Below are 16,145 nucleotides of genomic sequence, written 5' to 3'. Positions count from 1 at the left end.
CAAATATAGCACTTTGATAAAAAATACTTGCCGTGAAAATTAACATTATTGATAATCATTATCATTGTTGCTTTTATTTTTATTTTTGGTGCTATGACGCGAATGGATAACACTGCCACAGCTGAAAAAACAAAAGACAATGCCCCTTACCCCTCGGCCACCGATCGTAAAATCTGCAGTCGGGTGCTGCTGGGTTCTGAAGGTCGGGTGGTGATCGAGCATGACGGCCAGCGCTATCTGCTGCGTCAGACCCATGCCGGCAAGCTGATTCTGACAAAATAGCTCTCCCCGCCGCTTAATGCGAAGAGAGCCCCGACGCCCGATTGAACGGGCGTATCAGCTGGAGCAGCTGACCTCCAGCCCTTTTCCCCAGTCCGGCGGACGGCTAATGTAATCATCTTCCCGATCGATAAACGGCTGGGTCAGCGCCGCGTGCAGCCGCTCCAGCTCGCCGGCATTCCCCTGTTCCGCCTGCTCAATTGCCCGCTGCGCCAGCCAGTTACGCAGCACCAGCGCCGGGTTAACGGCACGCATCCGCTGCTGACGCTGCGCATCATCAATCTGCTCATCGCGCAGGCGCGCCCGGTAGCCGGCGAACCAGCTATCAAAGGCGGCGCGATCGATAAACTCATCGCGCAGCGGCGAGGCGGCGCTAAGCTGCTCGCTGGCGCTCAACATCCGGAAGGTGCGAGTGTAATCGCTGCCTTCCCGTATCATCAGCGCAAACAGGCCGTCCAGCAGATCGTTATCGCCCTGCTGGCGGGTGAACAGGCCGAGCTTGTCGCGCATGCGGTGGCCGTAGGTGCTCAGCAGCGCGTGCTGGTAGTCATCCAGGGCCGCGTTTAGCGCATCGGCGCTGATGAACGGCGACAGCGACTGCGCCAGGCGCCGTAAATTCCACAGGGCTACCGCCGGCTGGTTCTCAAAGCTATAGCGCCCCTGATAATCCGAATGGTTGCAGATGAAATCAGGTTTGAAGTCATCAAGGAACCCGTACGGACCGTAGTCCATCGTCAGCCCGAGAATGGACATGTTATCGGTATTCATGACCCCATGCGCAAAGCCGACCGTTTGCCAGCTGGCGATAAGCGTCGCGGTTCTGGTGACAACGTCACGAAACCAGAGAATGTACTTATCCGCCTGCCCGTCAAGCTCAGGCCAGTGATGACGAATCACGTAGTCGGCCAGCTGCTGTACCTTTTCCGCCTCCCGACGGTAGTAGAAGTGCTCGAAGTGGCCAAAACGCACGTGGCTCTCAGCGATACGCATCAGCATAGCGCCCTGCTCGACGGTTTCACGATACACCGGCGTGTCGCTGGTTACGATCGCCAGCGCGCGGGTGGTTGGGATGCCCAGGGCGTGCATCGCTTCCGATGCCAGGCCTTCACGGATCGTCGAGCGCAGCACGGCGCGCCCGTCGCCCATTCGCGAATAGGGCGTGAGTCCGGCGCCCTTCAGGTGCCAGTCCATCCGCCGGCCGTCGGGCAGCTGCTGCTCGCCCAGCAGGATCCCCCGGCCATCGCCCAGCTGCCCGGCCCAGGAGCCGAACTGATGGCCGCTGTAGACCTGCGCCAGCGGCGACATGCCGGGCAGCAGCGCTTCGCCGCCCCATACGCAAGCGCCCGTTGACGGCTGAAATAGCGCCTCAGGTACGCCTAACGTCTGCGCCAGCGGCGCGTTGTGCCAGAGCAGCCGCGCGTTGCTGAGCGGCGTCGGCGTTAAGGCGGTGTAGAAATCTGGCAGTTCATCACGCCAGTGGGTGGTAAAAGACAGGGTCATGGGTTCCTCCGTCCTTCAGTGTAGTGCCTTCAACAAAGTATTAACACGGGCGAATGGCAGGGTTATCAACATAAAAGCGGGACGCAGAAGGTCCTGCGTTTGTTAACCAAGCGAGCCAACAGGCATTTTTGTCTCACCCGCCGCGGCACTTCCCGCCTGACAAAACCGCAATGATGAACGTCAGGTGGCCAAAAGGCATGCAGCGGGGCTCTGGCTCCCCGCTGAAATCGGCGAACCGAAGGCCGGAAGACAAGGGCTGGCCGCCAGGGATGGCGGCAAGAGGCGAATCGAGACAGGAACGAGCCCGGAACGGGCGAGCAGGTCGAGTTGAGCCGACCGCAGGCTGCAGGCCGGGAGGTGAGCGCAGTGCGCATCCGTGCGGGACCGCGGGGATTGTTAAGGGGAAGACGGTTATCTTCCCCTTAACCCGGTCACCTCGCATTGAGGCCGCATGTTCTGCAAAGCGTCCGGTGAACGGAACACCTCACAGCCGACCGACGTGAACCCGGCAAGCCGCGCGCGGCGCTATATTCTTCGCGCCTGCCAGAATTTTTTATTCCAGTACACGTTATTCAGCGACGAGCGCGTGACGCCATTGCTGGTCGAAGCATGAATAAACTGGTTATCGGTATCGTAGATCCCGACGTGCAGGCCGCTCTCGCCGGAGCCGGTCTTGAAAAACACCAGATCCCCGGGCAGCAGCTCGCTTTTATCGATGCGGGTGCCGATCTCTGCCTGCTCGCGGGTTTCACGCGGCAGCTGCATGGAAAACTTATCGCGGAAGGTTCTTACCACAAAACCGGAACAGTCCACCCCGCGCGGCGTCATCCCGCCGTAGCGATACGGCGCGCCCCGCCAGCTGCGCAGCTGATCGTTCAGATTAGCGATGACGGTAATAGAATCCGCAAGCCGGGGATTGGGCGGCGGCGCCCGGTGGCTGCTGCAGCCTGCCAGAAATAGTGCCGTCACAAGAACGAACCACAAGCGCATCTCAGACGATTCCTCTGTTCCCTATCTTATTGTCAGAATAATTTAGCTGGTTTATCAATGAACTGGCAAGCGTGCTTCGCGCTACTGTGACGCGATGAGCATAAAATGACCGCCAAACGCCACCCGCTGAAAAGAAATCGCATAGGCTGCGGTTAAATTCTCTTCGGTCAACACCTCTGAGGTATAGCCGCAGGCTATGGTTTTTCCCCGGCAGATGAGCCACGCCCGCTGCGCGTGCCGGAGCGTGTGATTGAGATCGTGACTGCTCATGACCACCGAGATCCCCGCCGCGCACAGTTCGCTCAGCACGCCGTCGAGCGCCGCCTGCTGCGCCACGTCGAGGCTATTCATCGGCTCATCGAGCAGCAGCAGCTGTCCGGCGGGGTTGGCCAGCGGGTCTATTTGCAGAATCACCGCTGCCAGCCGCACGCGCTGCCACTCGCCGCCCGAAATCTGATTGACCTGGCGCCCAAGCTTATCGCGCAGCCCCAGCCTCTCAGCCACCGCGCCGAGCAGATCGCTCCGCGCGTTATTTTGCAGATGCAGCGACAGGTAGTGCCAGACCGGCATCGCGAAGGGCGGCACCTGGTGCTGGTTCAGGTACGCACGGTGCCGCGCCAGATCGGAGGCCGGCCACGTGTTTAACGGCCGCTCGTTGAGGATGACGCGCCCGGGCCCCGTCGTCAGGCCGGCCATGCGCATCAGCAGCGTGCTCTTCCCCGCCCCGTTTGGCCCGACGATATGGACCATTTCTCCCGGTCGAACCTCGGCGCTAAACGGTGCCAGCCGCCCCGGCTCTTCTACGTCCTGTAGCTGCATCAAAAACGGCATTATTTCGCTAAAGCTCCTTTAATCGCCGCAACCAGCAGCGGATCGTTGGGCGCCATATCGGGCGAGAAGCGTTGGACAGTTTGACCATCGGCACTCAGCAGGAACTTCTCGAAATTCCATAAAATATCGCTAGCGTTCAGCGGCGCGCGGCCTTTGCTTGCCATCCGTTCGTAAAAACCGCTGCCTTCCGGCGCTATAGCCTGCGGGGCGGCGACGACCAGCTTCTGGTATAGCGGATGACGATGTTCGCCGTTGACGTCAATTTTACTGAACAGCGGGAAGGTCACGCCGTAGGTGGTGCTGCAGAAGGTCTTAATCTCCTCCTCGCTGCCCGGCTCTTGTCCAAGGAACTGGTTACATGGGAACCCCAGCACCGTGAAGCCATCATTGCCAAACTCCTCCTGCAACGCTTCCAGCTGTTCATATTGCGGCGTCAGGCCGCATTTTGACGCCACGTTGACGATCAGCAGCGCTTTCCCCGCATAGGCGTTGAGCGTCGTTTTCTGGCCATCGATAGTGGTAACTTCGGTATCAAGAATAGTGTGTTGCATAGCCTTCCTTCTGTGAATAAAAGCGATTTCTGATTCAGGTGATCCCTATCTACTGTAGCGGATTGAGGCGCGGCCATTGTACTTTGAATCCTCTGACGGGCATACCGTACCGTGCTCGTGCCGCAACATGAATTCCTCTCAATAGGGGCGTCGCGCAATTCAGTGTACAGTGTTACACGGATGTAATAGCATTTCGTTACTGATTAATTTAAGAGAGTTTTATTGATGAAGAAGCTGTTGAGTTCGGTGCTAATTGCCTCATCGGTCGTATTGTTATCGGCCTGTTCCCCTGACGATAATAATAAGATTAAGGTCGCGATCAATACCGGGCCGGATGAGGCTATCTGGAAAGTGGTTGAACAGGTTGCGAAGGACAAATATAACCTCGACGTCGAGGTAATCTCCTTTAATGATTACGTCCTGCCTAACGAAGCGTTAAATAATAAAGACGTTGACGCTAACGCCTTCCAGACGCTGCCCTACCTCGAAGCGCAGTCAAAAGAGAGAGGCTACAAGTTCGCCGTCGTCGGCAAAACGTTTGTTTTCCCTATCGCCGCCTATTCCCGCAAAATAAAAAATATCAGCGAGCTACCTGATGGGGGCAACGGTCTCTATTTCCAACGAGACCACGACGCTGGGGCGCAGCCTGCTGCTGCTGCAGGCCCAGGGCCTGATCAAGCTGAAAGATGGCGTCGGCTATCTGCCAACGGCGCTGGATATTATCGACAATCCTAAACATTTAAAAATTGTCGAAGTGGACAGCCCGCAGCTGCCGCGTACCCTGGACGATCCTGACGTCAGCCTGTCGATTATTAACACCAACTTCTCGGCGCAGGTTGGTCTGTCCGCCGCGCGGGATGGCCTGTTTATGGAAGGCCAGGACTCGCCGTACGTGAACGCCATCGTTGCTCGCGAAGATAATAAAGACAGCAAAAAGGTTCAGGAGCTGAAAGAGGCGTTCCAGACCAAAGAGGTCGCCGATAAGGCGCAGGAAGTTTATAAAGGTGATGCCGTCAAAGGGTGGTAATACCGCGTAATAACCGCATCGGCAGGGCCTGCCGATGCGGTTAAGTCCGGCGCCTACCGCGCGTGTACGGACTTCAGCAGCAGCCAGATAAACACCGGCGCGCCCAGCGTCGCGGTGACCACGCCGATCGGCAGCTCCGCCGCCGACAGCGCCATCCGGGCGATAATATCGGCGCCTAACAGCGCGCTGGCGCCGGCAAGCATACTGGCCGGCAGCAGAACGCGGTGATCGCTTAAGCCGCACAGCCGCAGGATATGCGGGATCACCAGGCCAATAAAGCCGATGGCGCCGGCCAGCGCTACGCTCACCCCCACCAGCCAACCGGTAGCAACCACCAGCAGCCTACGCCACAGCCAGAGCGGTAAGCCCAGCTGGCGGGCGGATACCTCGCCCAGAGCCAGCATATTCAGCGGCCGGTACTGCAGCACCCCCCAGGCCAGTACCGGCAGCAGCGCCAGCATCAGCCATAGCTGCTGCCAGTCTACGCCGCCAAAGCCGCCCATCATCCAGTACATCAGCTGACGTAAATCGAAGGAGGTGGAGAAATAGACCGCCCAGGTCATCAGCGCGCTGCAGATAATGCCCAGCGCCACGCCGGCCAGCAGCAGGCGGCTGGTCGACAGGTGCCGGCGGGCAAAACGCAGCAGTATAAAGGTGATAATCAGCGCCCCGGCAATCGCGCACAGCCCCAGCGCCCAGCCCGGCAGAAATCCTTTGCCCAGCAGCACGGCGGCGATGAGCCCGACGCCCGCGCCGTTGGAGACGCCCAGCAGCCCCGGCTCCGCCAGCGGGTTTTCGAACAACGCCTGCATTATCGCCCCGGAAAGCGCTAACGCGGCGCCCACCAGCAGCACCGCCAGGGTACGCGGCAGGCGAATTTGCCAGATGAAGAGCTGCCCTTTGGCGCTAAACCACTCCTGCGGCGGGATCCAGAGATCGCCCGCGCAGAGGCTGGCGGCCATCATAGCCAGCAGCAGCAGCAGTAAAGCAACGAGCCAGCGCCGGCTGCGGCGCTGTTGAATTTGGGCAAAGGTCTGCATAGATACCGGGATGCAAGAAAGAGATGTATTTGATTTTACGGTGGGTATTGCGGGGAGAAAAGCAAAACATCGGCGTACGGCGCATATCGGCGGGCGCAAACGGGCGGAATCGCTCTGCCCGCTAGCTCAGCTGTTATACCAGGACCTGAAACAAAACGGCGAAGAGGACAATATTAGCCAGAATGATGGCCCGGTTGTTGTAGAGTATATCGACCGTGACTATCGCCAGGGCTTCACCTCGCCGCCGGCAGCGTGGTCGTACCCGGCGCCCTGCTCGATAGCGAAAACCCCGCCATCGCTTTAGATGGCCTGACATGGAAAAAATCAGCATGAACATTATCCGTAACAATCCGCAGCCTCGTCTTTCCGCCAGCGTTGAATATGGCAACCTGATCTTTTTATCGGGGCAAACGCCGAAAAGCAGCGAGGAAGATATTATTCAGCAGACGCGGGAGGTCTTCGCGAAAATCGACGCCCTGCTGGCTGCGGCCGGTAGCGACAACGAACACATTCTTTCTGCGCAGGTGTGGCTGAAAAATATGTCCCGGGATTTTGCCGGTTTTAACGAAGCCTGGATTGCCTGGCTGCCGGAAGGTCACAGTCCGGCGCGAGCGGCCGTTCAGGCAGAGATGGCGCGCCCGGATATCCTCGTTGAAGTGATGGTCACCGCTGTAAAAGCCCACTCCTGAAATGAAAATAAAAAAGGCCGCACAAGCGGCCTTTTTAGTTAGTTCAGATTATTTGTCTCTGGGCGAAGCGTTTTCGACGCGGCTTTTAAGTTTCTGGCCGGGTCTGAAGGTCACCACGCGCCGGGCTGTAATCGGAATATCTTCCCCCGTTTTCGGGTTACGCCCCGGGCGCTGGTTTTTATCACGCAAATCGAAGTTGCCGAACCCGGAGAGTTTTACCTGTTCTCCGTTTTCCAAAGCACGACGAACCTCTTCGAAAAACAACTCTACCAGTTCTTTGGCATCCCGCTTGCTAAGCCCAAGCTTATCAAACAGATATTCTGACATTTCAGCTTTTGTAAGCGCCATAGGTTCAATCCCTCAATGAGGCCTGGAATCGCTCTTTTAATGCCTCTACACATTTGGCGACGGTAGCGGCAATCTCCTCTTCTTCGAGTGTACGGCTGGTATCCTGGAGGATTAGGCTAATTGCAAGACTCTTGCTGCCTTCTGCAACGCCTTTACCGCGGTACACGTCAAATAAGTTTACGCCAACTACCTGATTTACGCCAACTTTCTTACACTCGGTCAAAACATCAGCTGCGGGTACGTTTTCAGCGACGACAACCGCGATGTCGCGACGGTTAGCCGGGAAACGAGAAATCTCGCGCGCCTGAGGCACCACGCGGTCTGCAAGCTTGTTCCACTCCAGCTCAAACGCCAAAGTGCGACCGTTCAGATCCAGTTTACGTTCCAGTTCAGGATGAACAACCCCAATGAAACCAATGCGTTCTCCTTTCAGATAAATCGCTGCCGACTGTCCCGGATGCATTGCGGCGTTCGCTTCTGCGCGGAATTCGATGGCGGATAATTTACCGGTCAGGTCGAGAACGGATTCCAGATCGCCTTTTAAATCATAGAAATCGACGGACTCTTTTGCCAGGTTCCAGTGCTCATCAACGCGATTGCCGCAAATCACGCCGGCCAGCATCACGTCCTGACGAATCCCCAGCGGAGCCTGGGTATCAGGAACAAAGCGTAAACCGCTCTCAAAGATGCGCACGCGGCTCTGCTGACGATTCTGGTTATACACCACGGTACCCAGCAGGCCGGTCAGCAGCGACAGGCGCATCGCCGACATTTCGCTGGAGATTGGGCTTGGCAGGATCAGCGCCTCTTCGCCCGGGTGAATCAGCTGCTGCACTTTCGGGTCAACGAAGCTATAGGTGATAACTTCCTGGTAGCCTTTGTCGATGAGCAGGGTTTTCACGCGCTTAAGCGACAGGTTCCCCTCGCGGTGGGTGCCCATAATCAGGCCCGCCTGGACCGGCTCGTCAGGGATGTTGTTATAGCCGTAGACGCGGGCAACTTCTTCAACCAGGTCTTCTTCGATCGCGATATCAAAACGCCAGCTCGGCGCAACGGCCTGCCACTGGCCTTCTCCGGCGGTCACTTCACAACCCAGGCGGCTAAGAATATCGCTAACCTGGGCATCATCAATGTGATGGCCAATCAGGCGATCCAGCTTGCTGCGGCGCAGGGTAATAGTGGCCGCCTTCGGCAGGGTCGCCTCGTTGGTCACATCGATCACCGGGCCGGCTTCGCCGCCGCAGATATCGATCAGCAGGCGGGTAGCACGTTCCAGCGCTTTATACTGCAGCGCCGGATCGACGCCACGCTCATAGCGGTGGGAGGCATCGGTGTGCAGGCCGTGACGGCGCGCGCGGCCGGTAATAGAGAGCGGGCTGAAGAACGCGCACTCCAGCAGCACGTTCTGCGTTTCGTCGTTAACGCCGGAGTGCTCGCCGCCAAAGATGCCGCCCATCGCCAGCGCCTTCTGGTGGTCAGCAATAACCAGAGTGTCGACGTCGAGCTTCGCTTCGGAACCATCCAGCAGAACCAGCGTCTCGCCCTCTTTCGCCATACGCACTACGATGCCGCCTTCGATGCGGTCGCGATCAAAGGCGTGCATCGGCTGGCCGAGCTCGAGAAGAACGTAGTTGGTGACATCCACTACCGCGTCGATGGAGCGAATGCCGCAGCGGCGCAGCTTCTCTTTCATCCACAGCGGGGTTGGCGCTTTAACGTTGATGCCTTTAACAACGCGTCCCAGATAGCGCGGACACGCGTCCGGCGCGTCGACGGTGATTGGCAGCGTATCGGCAATCGTTGCCGCAACCGGCGTAATTTCCGGTGCGTTCAGCGGCTCTTTATTCAATACCGCCACGTCGCGAGCGACGCCGATAATGCCTAAACAGTCGGCGCGGTTAGGCGTCACGCTGATTTCGATGCTGTTGTCGTCCAGCTTCAGGTATTCACGGATATCGGTACCCAGCGGAGCATCAGCAGGCAGTTCAATAATGCCGCTGTGATCGTCGGAGATACCCAGCTCGGAGAAGGAGCACAGCATCCCTTCGGAAGGCTCGCCGCGCAGCTTCGCCGCTTTAATTTTGAAGTCGCCCGGCAGGACGGCGCCGATAGTGGCGACCGCGACCTTCAGACCCTGGCGGCAGTTCGGCGCTCCGCAGACGATGTCCAGCAGGCGCTCGCCGCCGACGTTAATTTTGGTTACCCGCAGCTTGTCGGCGTTTGGGTGCTGGCCGCACTCGACGACTTCACCGACGACAACGCCGTTGAAGCTGCCGGCAACCGGCTCGACGCCGTCGACTTCGAGGCCGGCCATCGTAATCTGATTCGCCAGGGCTTCGCTGTCGATCGCCGGATTAACCCATTCACGTAACCACAGTTCACTGAATTTCATTGTTCTGTCCTGCCCTTATTTAAACTGTTTGAGGAAACGCAGATCGTTTTCGAAGAACGCGCGTAGGTCGGTGACGCCGTAGCGCAGCATGGTCAGACGCTCCATGCCCATACCAAAGGCGAAGCCGGAATAGACTTCCGGATCAATACCGACATTGCGCAGGACGTTCGGGTGCACCATGCCGCAGCCGAGCACTTCCAGCCACTTGCCGTTTTTACCCATAACGTCAACTTCTGCAGAGGGTTCGGTAAACGGGAAGTAGGACGGACGGAAACGAATTTGCAGATCTTCTTCAAAGAAGTTGCGCAGGAAGTCGTGCAGCGTCCCTTTCAGGTTGGTGAAATTAATATTCTTATCAACAATCAGGCCTTCCATCTGATGGAACATCGGGGTGTGGGTCTGATCGTAATCGTTACGATAAACGCGGCCAGGGGCGATAATACGAATCGGCGGCTGCTGGTGTTCCATAGTACGAATCTGCACGCCGGAAGTCTGAGTACGCAGCAGACGGGTAGCATCGAACCAGAAGGTATCGTGGTCAGCGCGCGCCGGGTGATGGCCCGGAATATTCAGCGCATCGAAGTTATGGTAGTCATCTTCGATCTCCGGACCGGTCGCAACCGTAAAGCCGAGCTCGCCGAAGAAGTTCTCGATGCGGTCGATGGTGCGGGTTACCGGATGCAGGCCGCCGTTTTCAATCCGACGCCCCGGCAGCGAGACGTCAATCGTCTCAGCGGCCAGGCGCGCGTTCAGCGCCGCGCCTTCCAGATCGGCTTTACGCGCGTTCAGCGCCTGCTGAACCTGCTCTTTGGCTTCGTTGATAACCGCGCCTGCGGCCGGGCGCTCTTCTGCCGGCAGCTCGCGCAGGGTGGTCATCTGCAGGGTCAGATGCCCTTTCTTACCCAGGTATTCCACGCGGACGTTGTCCAGCGCGGCAACATCTGATGCCTCATTAATGGCTGCCTTCGCACTGGCAACCAGCTCTGCGAGATGTGACATGGTTTTCCTCATTATGTCGGTGCAGACACCGGTTATGGTTATTATTTTGCTCTGACTATTTCGAGTCGCAGGCGACGGGTTATCCCGTCATCCGGCATGAATGACGCCGGCTGGATGAGGCGAGTTAGGCCGTGCACCTGCCGCTTGAAATAGAACGAGTCAGTTCATATACGAAAAAAGCCTCCACGGTGGGAGGCTTTCTGGCGCTTTTTTTCGTTTCTTTTCTCACGCGCTAGCCTCCTGAGTTCAGGTGCTAAAGTAAAAAAAGAAGCGGAAAATAGCAGCATTCATGCTTGCATTACCTTGTCTGGCACGAAACGTAAGACCCGTATTGAAAAGCTTACGACAATAAAAGTCAATGTATTGATAGTGTTGAAACAAAAAGAGGGAGACAAGCTCCCTCTTTCAACTGGCTTATGCCAGAGCTGCTTTCGCTTTTTCGACCAGCGCGGTGAACGCTAATTTGTCGAATACTGCGATGTCAGCCAGGATCTTACGGTCAATTTCAACAGAGGCTTTTTTCAGGCCGTTGATGAATTTGCTGTAAGAAATACCGTTCTGACGTGCTGCTGCGTTGATACGCGCAATCCACAGTTGACGGAACTGACGCTTTTTCTGACGACGGTCACGATAAGCGTACTGACCAGCTTTGATAACAGCCTGGAAGGCAACGCGGTATACGCGAGAACGCGCACCGTAGTAGCCTTTAGCTTGTTTCAAAATTTTCTTGTGACGTGCACGGGCAACTACACCACGTTTTACGCGAGCCATATGTGCTCTCCTGTATCTATTCTAATTAAAAAGTTAAAAGGGTTAACGACTTATGCGTACGGCAGGCACGCGATTACCAGGCCCAGATCGCCTTTGGAAACCATGGCTTTCGGACGCAGGTGACGTTTACGCTTGGTAGCTTTTTTGGTCAGAATGTGACGCAGGTTAGCGTGCTTGTGCTTAAAACCACCTTTACCGGTTTTTTTGAAGCGCTTAGCAGCACCGCGTACGGTCTTAATTTTTGGCATTTTAATAACTTCCACTTCGCATTGTTAATAAACGAAACGTAGGCGAACAACGCCTGCGGAGCCCAAAGGCGTCACAGGTATTGCTACTTGAAGGCCTTACTGTTTCTTCTTAGGAGCGAGCACCATGATCATCTGGCGGCCTTCGATCTTCGTTGGGAAGGATTCGACTACTGCCAGTTCACTCAGATCGTCACGGACGCGCGTCAGCACTTCCATACCAATCTGTTGGTGGGCCATTTCACGACCGCGGAAACGCAGCGTGATTTTGGCCTTATCGCCATCTTCCAGAAAGCGAATCAGGCTGCGGAGTTTTACCTGATAATCGCCATCGTCGGTACCAGGGCGGAATTTAATTTCCTTGACCTGGATAACTTTTTGCTTTTTCTTCTGTTCCTTAGAAGACTTACTCTTTTCATAAAGGAACTTGCCGTAGTCCATAATACGACAAACTGGCGGCTCGGCGTTAGGGCTGATTTCAACTAAGTCTACTCCAGCTTCTTCAGCCTTTTCGATAGCTTCTCTCAGACTCACAATACCCAGCTGTTCACCTTCCAGACCTGTTAAGCGAACTTCCTGGGCGCGAATCTCGCCATTGATACGATTCGGACGTGCCGTTTGAACTCGTTTTCCGCCTTTAATACCTTATTCCTCCAGTTGTTGAAGACTGCGGCTGCGAATCTCTTGTTGCAGCTTCTCGATCACTTCATTTACGTCCATGCTGCCGAGGTCTTTACCGCGACGGGTACGCACGGCCACTTTGCCGGCTTCGACTTCTTTGTCGCCACAGACCAGCATATACGGGACACGACGTAAAGTGTGCTCGCGGATTTTAAAGCCAATCTTCTCATTTCTCAAGTCCGCTTTTACACGAATGCCCGCATTTTGTAGTTTACGCGTCAATTCGTTAACGTAATCGGCCTGAGAATCGGTAATATTCATGACCACAACCTGCACTGGCGCAAGCCAGGTTGGGAAGAAGCCGGCGAACTCTTCGGTCAGGATGCCGATAAAGCGCTCCAGAGAACCAAGGATAGCACGGTGAATCATTACCGGTATCTGTCGCTCATTGTTTTCGCCTACATAGGAGGCGCTTAAACGCTGCGGCAGAGAGAAGTCCAGCTGTACCGTTCCGCACTGCCATGCGCGATCGAGGCAGTCGTACAAAGTAAATTCAATTTTCGGACCGTAGAATGCGCCTTCACCCAGCTGATACTCAAATGGGATATTGTTTTCTTCCAGCGCGACGGCCAGATCCGCCTCAGCACGATCCCACGCCTCGTCGCTTCCGATACGTTTTTCCGGACGAGTTGAGAGCTTGACGACGATTTTTTCGAAGCCAAAGGTGCTGTACATATCGTAGACCATACGAATACAGGCGTTAACTTCATCACGCACCTGCTCTTCAGTACAGAAAATATGCGCATCATCCTGAGTAAAGCCGCGCACGCGCATTAGGCCGTGCAGCGCGCCCGATGGCTCGTTACGATGACAGCTACCGAACTCCGCCATACGCAGCGGCAGATCGCGGTAGGATTTGAGGCCCTGGTTAAAGATCTGCACGTGACCCGGGCAGTTCATCGGCTTGATGCAGTACTCACGGTTCTCAGAAGAGGTGGTGAACATCGCATCTTTGTAGTTGTCCCAGTGGCCGGTTTTTTCCCACAGCACGCGGTCCATCATGAACGGACCTTTGACTTCCTGATACTGGTACTCTTTCAGCTTAGAGCGGACGAAGGTTTCCAGTTCACGGAAGATAGTCCAGCCGTCGTTGTGCCAGAAGACCATACCCGGCGCCTCTTCCTGCATGTGATACAGGTCAAGCTGCTTGCCGATCTTACGGTGGTCACGCTTAGATGCTTCTTCCAGGCGCAGCAGATGGGCGTTGAGCGCCTTTTTGTCCGCCCACGCGGTGCCGTAAATACGCTGCAACATCTTATTGTTGCTATCGCCACGCCAGTAGGCGCCAGCGGTTTTCATCAGTTTGAAATGATGACAGAAACGCATGTTCGGCACGTGCGGCCCACGGCACATGTCGACGTACTCTTCATGATGATACAGGCCAGGCTTGTCATCATGAGCAATATTTTCATCAAGGATCGACACTTTATAGGTCTCACCGCGCTGTACGAAGGTTTCACGCGCTTCGTGCCAGCTGACTTTTTTCTTGATGACGTCGTAGTTTTTCTCGGCGAGCTCGTGCATACGTTTTTCGAGCGCGTCGATATCTTCCTGGGTCAGCGTATGATCGAGATCGACATCATAATAGAAGCCGTTATCGATAACCGGGCCGATTGCCATTTTGGTGTGCGGCCACAGCTGCTTAATCGCATGTCCTAACAGATGCGCGCAGGAGTGACGAATAATCTCCAGGCCGTCTTCATCTTTTGCGGTGATGATAGAGAGCGTTGCATCGCTGTCGATGGGATCGCAGGCATCAACCAGCTCGCCGTTCACACGGCCAGCGATGGTGGCTTTCGCCAGGCCAGGGCCGATGTCGAGGGCAACGTCCAGCGGGCTAACCGCGTGGTCAAAATGGCGTTGGCTGCCATCAGGAAGCGTAATTACAGGCATTTCATGTCCTTATTTGCAGTGGTGCCCCGCACGAAAGAGCACATACAAAACAATATAATCATAATTATCAACAAGTTCAGACCGAGTTCCCGCTTCACTCTGCGAAAATATGAGCACGAGGTTGACCACGCCGTACTCACCTGCAGCCGCCCTGCTGATAACACCGGGCTTTAGTTTACACATCATTAGTGCGTGATAAAAGTCACAACCCACTAAATGGCTGCTATAAATGAGAAAATAAGGAAGAAGAGCCGCAAAATTTCGCGTCACGGCTCGTTGCGATAATAGGAGCAGAAATAACCTCCCGCGACGTATTGCTTACGTGCGGTAGCGATAAGCGGACAAAATCAAAACGCGGAGCCAAACATAAGCCCATCAAACCGGTACATCTTTACCCGGCTTTATATTTTTCAAAATATAAGAGACAGCCCGCGGGACGAATGAAATATCAGGACCATTCACCGGCAACGAGCTTATGAACATTAAAAGCATCGCCCATAGTCTGACCCGATGCCTGCGAGCCCGGGGCAATATTCGAGCCGGCTTCAACGTCGGTCGCTTTAGCGATGCCAACTTGGGTATGGTCCTTGCCGCCCGGCTGCGGGACCGGATTAGCGGCTAAGGCGCCGAACGAGAGCGCGCACAGCATCACGGCCGCAGCTGCGATTTTGCTATTTTTCATAGTGATGATTCTCTTATTTACGTAAGGATTTCGAGCAAAGACAGTATCTCTGCCGGTGATGAACAGTATAGATCCAGATCACATTCTTGTCCGACCAAATATTTAGCTATTCGTGTCAGAAAAGTTAAATATTTATCAAGATAATCAATTATGAGGAAATTATGGAGGTTATTTTCTTTTTATAAAAAGCAAAACAAACGACCAAAAATAATAATGCCGCTTGTTGCTAAATTTAAAACAATCAGGCCGGAATAACCGGCCTGAGAATATTACATCTTATATCCGAGCGACAGCGTGGTGCGACGGTCGGTATGCTCCGGCGCCGAGGACGGCGGCTGGGAGTTCCACGTTAAGTTGTAGGCAACGCGCAGCGCAAAGTGGGCGTTGATAGCGACGTTGAGCGCGCTTTCTGAGTTCACCGTAGTATCTTCGGCGCCAAACACGGAGACGCCCTGGGTGAATTTGGTGTTATCGGTCATCTGCCATGCCCAGGTACCTGAGGCGTAGCCCAGCGGCTGGGTCTCATTATCGCCATCGGTATATTCGTCATAGCGTACGCCAGGACCAAATTCAAAACGCAGGCTGTGCACCGGCCCGTTCAGAATCTGACGACCGTAACCGGCGGTCAGCACGTCGCGCTGCTGGTAGCCGTTATAGCGGTCAGTCAGCCAGCTGGCCTGGCCGAACAGGTAGTTGCTGTCGGTTAGGTTATAGCGGCTACGGCCGCCGACCGCGTACTTCTCGGAAGAGCGCTGATCGTTGGACGAGGTATTACTGGCGTTACCCCACAGCGACCATGCCGTCGTATTGCCATACCAGGTCAGCGTAGAATCCGCGGTCGCTGAGGAACTTTTCGTATTTCCGGACTGCGCCAGATAGCCGGCGTTAACGGCACCTTCAAAAGGTTTTTTGGCAGTGGAAGGGTCATCCATAACAGTAAAAACGGAATCATCGGCCATCGCGCACGCAGACGCAAATAGCCCCCCCGCCAGCATAGCCGCTGCGGGTACTGTCTTCAAAAGCTTCATTTAATTTAGAGTCCGTACAACAAAAAGAGAGACCCAGATGGTCCCGGAAACTTTCGCGAGGATCGCTGCTGCTGGTCCAATGAAAGGCGATAAATTATAAAAAAGCGCGATTAACATAGCAATCAATTACTCTTTCATTTTTTGAATAAGACAGCCCTCAGAACTATCTTTATTTTATAATGAAAATAGCCTCTTCCCG

Annotated in this window: 18 protein-coding genes, 1 pseudogene and 1 other annotated feature; of the genes and pseudogenes, 4 read left to right on the top strand and 15 right to left on the bottom strand. The window is 55.3% G+C overall.

All coding sequences use genetic code 11. The annotated features are described in order from the left end of the window. Window positions 1-102: 102 nt before the first annotated feature. On the top strand, window positions 103-282 hold the full coding sequence (gene hemP, locus AC1M2H_RS12235; RefSeq protein ID WP_480151538.1) for a hemin uptake protein HemP: 180 nt from the start codon (window positions 103-105) through the stop codon (window positions 280-282). Between the two features lie 54 nt (window positions 283-336). Here hemP and selO read toward each other — a convergent pair whose 3' ends face one another. From selO to AC1M2H_RS12215, 4 genes are all read right to left on the bottom strand, one after another. After that, complete coding sequence (gene selO, locus AC1M2H_RS12230) at window positions 337-1,779, bottom strand: protein adenylyltransferase SelO (protein ID WP_480151537.1); 1,443 nt, start codon at window positions 1,777-1,779, stop codon at window positions 337-339. Between the two features lie 525 nt (window positions 1,780-2,304). Then, window positions 2,305-2,769 carry an NlpC/P60 family protein gene (locus AC1M2H_RS12225; RefSeq protein WP_480151536.1) on the bottom strand — a complete coding sequence of 155 codons (465 nt, stop codon included), beginning with the start codon at window positions 2,767-2,769 and terminating at the stop codon, window positions 2,305-2,307. Between the two features lie 81 nt (window positions 2,770-2,850). Further along, window positions 2,851-3,600, bottom strand: coding sequence for a vitamin B12 ABC transporter ATP-binding protein BtuD (gene btuD, locus AC1M2H_RS12220; RefSeq protein ID WP_480151535.1), 750 nt, complete (start codon window positions 3,598-3,600; stop codon window positions 2,851-2,853). Next, complete coding sequence (locus tag AC1M2H_RS12215; protein WP_480151534.1) at window positions 3,600-4,151, bottom strand: glutathione peroxidase; 552 nt, start codon at window positions 4,149-4,151, stop codon at window positions 3,600-3,602. Before AC1M2H_RS12215 ends, btuD begins: the two co-directional genes overlap by 1 nt. 225 nt (window positions 4,152-4,376) lie before the next feature. On the opposite strand from AC1M2H_RS12215, the pseudogene AC1M2H_RS12210 reads away from it, so the two are divergent. Further along, window positions 4,377-5,178, top strand: a pseudogene (locus AC1M2H_RS12210) (MetQ/NlpA family ABC transporter substrate-binding protein). Window positions 5,179-5,231: 53 nt separating this feature from the next. Here AC1M2H_RS12210 and btuC read toward each other — a convergent pair. Continuing rightward, on the bottom strand, window positions 5,232-6,218 hold the full coding sequence (gene btuC / locus AC1M2H_RS12205) for a vitamin B12 ABC transporter permease BtuC (protein ID WP_480151533.1): 987 nt from the start codon (window positions 6,216-6,218) through the stop codon (window positions 5,232-5,234). Between the two features lie 10 nt (window positions 6,219-6,228). On the opposite strand from btuC, the gene AC1M2H_RS12200 reads away from it, so the two are divergent. Both AC1M2H_RS12200 and AC1M2H_RS12195 read left to right on the top strand, forming a co-directional pair. Beyond that, on the top strand, window positions 6,229-6,522 hold the full coding sequence (locus AC1M2H_RS12200) for a hypothetical protein (RefSeq protein ID WP_480151532.1): 294 nt from the start codon (window positions 6,229-6,231) through the stop codon (window positions 6,520-6,522). Window positions 6,523-6,547: 25 nt separating this feature from the next. Next, the gene (locus AC1M2H_RS12195; RefSeq protein WP_480151921.1) at window positions 6,548-6,907 is read left to right on the top strand and encodes a RidA family protein; all 360 of its coding nucleotides are present in this window, start codon (window positions 6,548-6,550) and stop codon (window positions 6,905-6,907) included. 48 nt (window positions 6,908-6,955) lie between these two features. Here the strand turns inward: AC1M2H_RS12195 and ihfA are convergent, their stop codons facing one another. The 10 genes from ihfA to AC1M2H_RS12145 form a co-directional block, all read right to left on the bottom strand. Next, window positions 6,956-7,255 (bottom strand): integration host factor subunit alpha, encoded by a 300-nt coding sequence (gene ihfA, locus AC1M2H_RS12190; RefSeq protein WP_004102960.1) that lies wholly within the window; start codon window positions 7,253-7,255, stop codon window positions 6,956-6,958. 4 nt (window positions 7,256-7,259) lie between these two features. Then, the gene (pheT, locus tag AC1M2H_RS12185; protein WP_480151531.1) at window positions 7,260-9,647 is read right to left on the bottom strand and encodes a phenylalanine--tRNA ligase subunit beta; all 2,388 of its coding nucleotides are present in this window, start codon (window positions 9,645-9,647) and stop codon (window positions 7,260-7,262) included. A 15-nt stretch (window positions 9,648-9,662) separates the two neighbouring features. Next, window positions 9,663-10,646 carry a phenylalanine--tRNA ligase subunit alpha gene (pheS, locus tag AC1M2H_RS12180; protein ID WP_426814474.1) on the bottom strand — a complete coding sequence of 328 codons (984 nt, stop codon included), beginning with the start codon at window positions 10,644-10,646 and terminating at the stop codon, window positions 9,663-9,665. A gap of 170 nt (window positions 10,647-10,816) precedes the next feature. After that, window positions 10,817-10,942 (bottom strand) — a sequence feature (Phe leader region). Then, the gene (gene pheM, locus AC1M2H_RS12175) at window positions 10,893-10,937 is read right to left on the bottom strand and encodes a pheST operon leader peptide PheM (protein WP_001386830.1); all 45 of its coding nucleotides are present in this window, start codon (window positions 10,935-10,937) and stop codon (window positions 10,893-10,895) included. (Overlaps the previous feature by 45 nt.) A gap of 118 nt (window positions 10,943-11,060) precedes the next feature. Further along, on the bottom strand, window positions 11,061-11,417 hold the full coding sequence (gene rplT, locus AC1M2H_RS12170) for a 50S ribosomal protein L20 (protein WP_004102963.1): 357 nt from the start codon (window positions 11,415-11,417) through the stop codon (window positions 11,061-11,063). A 50-nt stretch (window positions 11,418-11,467) separates the two neighbouring features. Beyond that, window positions 11,468-11,665, bottom strand: a complete 198-nt coding sequence (gene rpmI / locus AC1M2H_RS12165; protein ID WP_001124225.1) for a 50S ribosomal protein L35 — start codon at window positions 11,663-11,665, stop codon at window positions 11,468-11,470. Window positions 11,666-11,761: 96 nt separating this feature from the next. Continuing rightward, a complete protein-coding gene (gene infC, locus AC1M2H_RS12160; protein WP_043000875.1) occupies window positions 11,762-12,304 on the bottom strand; it encodes a translation initiation factor IF-3 in 543 nt (180 codons plus the stop codon). 3 nt (window positions 12,305-12,307) lie between these two features. Then, on the bottom strand, window positions 12,308-14,236 hold the full coding sequence (gene thrS, locus AC1M2H_RS12155; protein WP_480151530.1) for a threonine--tRNA ligase: 1,929 nt from the start codon (window positions 14,234-14,236) through the stop codon (window positions 12,308-12,310). A gap of 448 nt (window positions 14,237-14,684) precedes the next feature. Further along, a complete protein-coding gene (locus tag AC1M2H_RS12150; RefSeq protein WP_480151529.1) occupies window positions 14,685-14,918 on the bottom strand; it encodes a hypothetical protein in 234 nt (77 codons plus the stop codon). 269 nt (window positions 14,919-15,187) lie between these two features. After that, entirely contained in the window at window positions 15,188-15,946 is a 759-nt protein-coding gene (locus AC1M2H_RS12145) for a DUF481 domain-containing protein (protein WP_045858905.1), read from the bottom strand. Window positions 15,947-16,145 lie beyond the last annotated feature (199 nt).

The organism is Klebsiella sp. F11 (assembly GCF_056712265.1).
This window is presented reverse-complemented; position numbering and strand designations above follow the sequence as displayed.

Bases quoted from the DNA above. Each gene is read 5' to 3' on its own strand.
- pheT (WP_480151531.1), bottom strand. From the start codon at position 9,647: ATGAAATTCAGTGAACTGTGGTTACGTGAATGGGTTAATCCGGCGATC.
- btuD (WP_480151535.1), bottom strand. From the start codon at position 3,600: ATGCCGTTTTTGATGCAGCTACAGGACGTAGAAGAGCCGGGGCGGCTG.
- btuC (WP_480151533.1), bottom strand. From the start codon at position 6,218: ATGCAGACCTTTGCCCAAATTCAACAGCGCCGCAGCCGGCGCTGGCTC.
- thrS (WP_480151530.1), bottom strand. From the start codon at position 14,236: ATGCCTGTAATTACGCTTCCTGATGGCAGCCAACGCCATTTTGACCAC.
- AC1M2H_RS12200 (WP_480151532.1), top strand. From the start codon at position 6,229: ATGCAAGAAAGAGATGTATTTGATTTTACGGTGGGTATTGCGGGGAGA.
- AC1M2H_RS12225 (WP_480151536.1), bottom strand. From the start codon at position 2,769: ATGCGCTTGTGGTTCGTTCTTGTGACGGCACTATTTCTGGCAGGCTGC.
- rpmI (WP_001124225.1), bottom strand. From the start codon at position 11,665: ATGCCAAAAATTAAGACCGTACGCGGTGCTGCTAAGCGCTTCAAAAAA.
- hemP (WP_480151538.1), top strand. From the start codon at position 103: ATGGATAACACTGCCACAGCTGAAAAAACAAAAGACAATGCCCCTTAC.
- ihfA (WP_004102960.1), bottom strand. From the start codon at position 7,255: ATGGCGCTTACAAAAGCTGAAATGTCAGAATATCTGTTTGATAAGCTT.
- AC1M2H_RS12215 (WP_480151534.1), bottom strand. From the start codon at position 4,151: ATGCAACACACTATTCTTGATACCGAAGTTACCACTATCGATGGCCAG.
- pheS (WP_426814474.1), bottom strand. From the start codon at position 10,646: ATGTCACATCTCGCAGAGCTGGTTGCCAGTGCGAAGGCAGCCATTAAT.
- selO (WP_480151537.1), bottom strand. From the start codon at position 1,779: ATGACCCTGTCTTTTACCACCCACTGGCGTGATGAACTGCCAGATTTC.
- AC1M2H_RS12195 (WP_480151921.1), top strand. From the start codon at position 6,548: ATGAACATTATCCGTAACAATCCGCAGCCTCGTCTTTCCGCCAGCGTT.
- rplT (WP_004102963.1), bottom strand. From the start codon at position 11,417: ATGGCTCGCGTAAAACGTGGTGTAGTTGCCCGTGCACGTCACAAGAAA.
- AC1M2H_RS12150 (WP_480151529.1), bottom strand. From the start codon at position 14,918: ATGAAAAATAGCAAAATCGCAGCTGCGGCCGTGATGCTGTGCGCGCTC.
- AC1M2H_RS12145 (WP_045858905.1), bottom strand. From the start codon at position 15,946: ATGAAGCTTTTGAAGACAGTACCCGCAGCGGCTATGCTGGCGGGGGGG.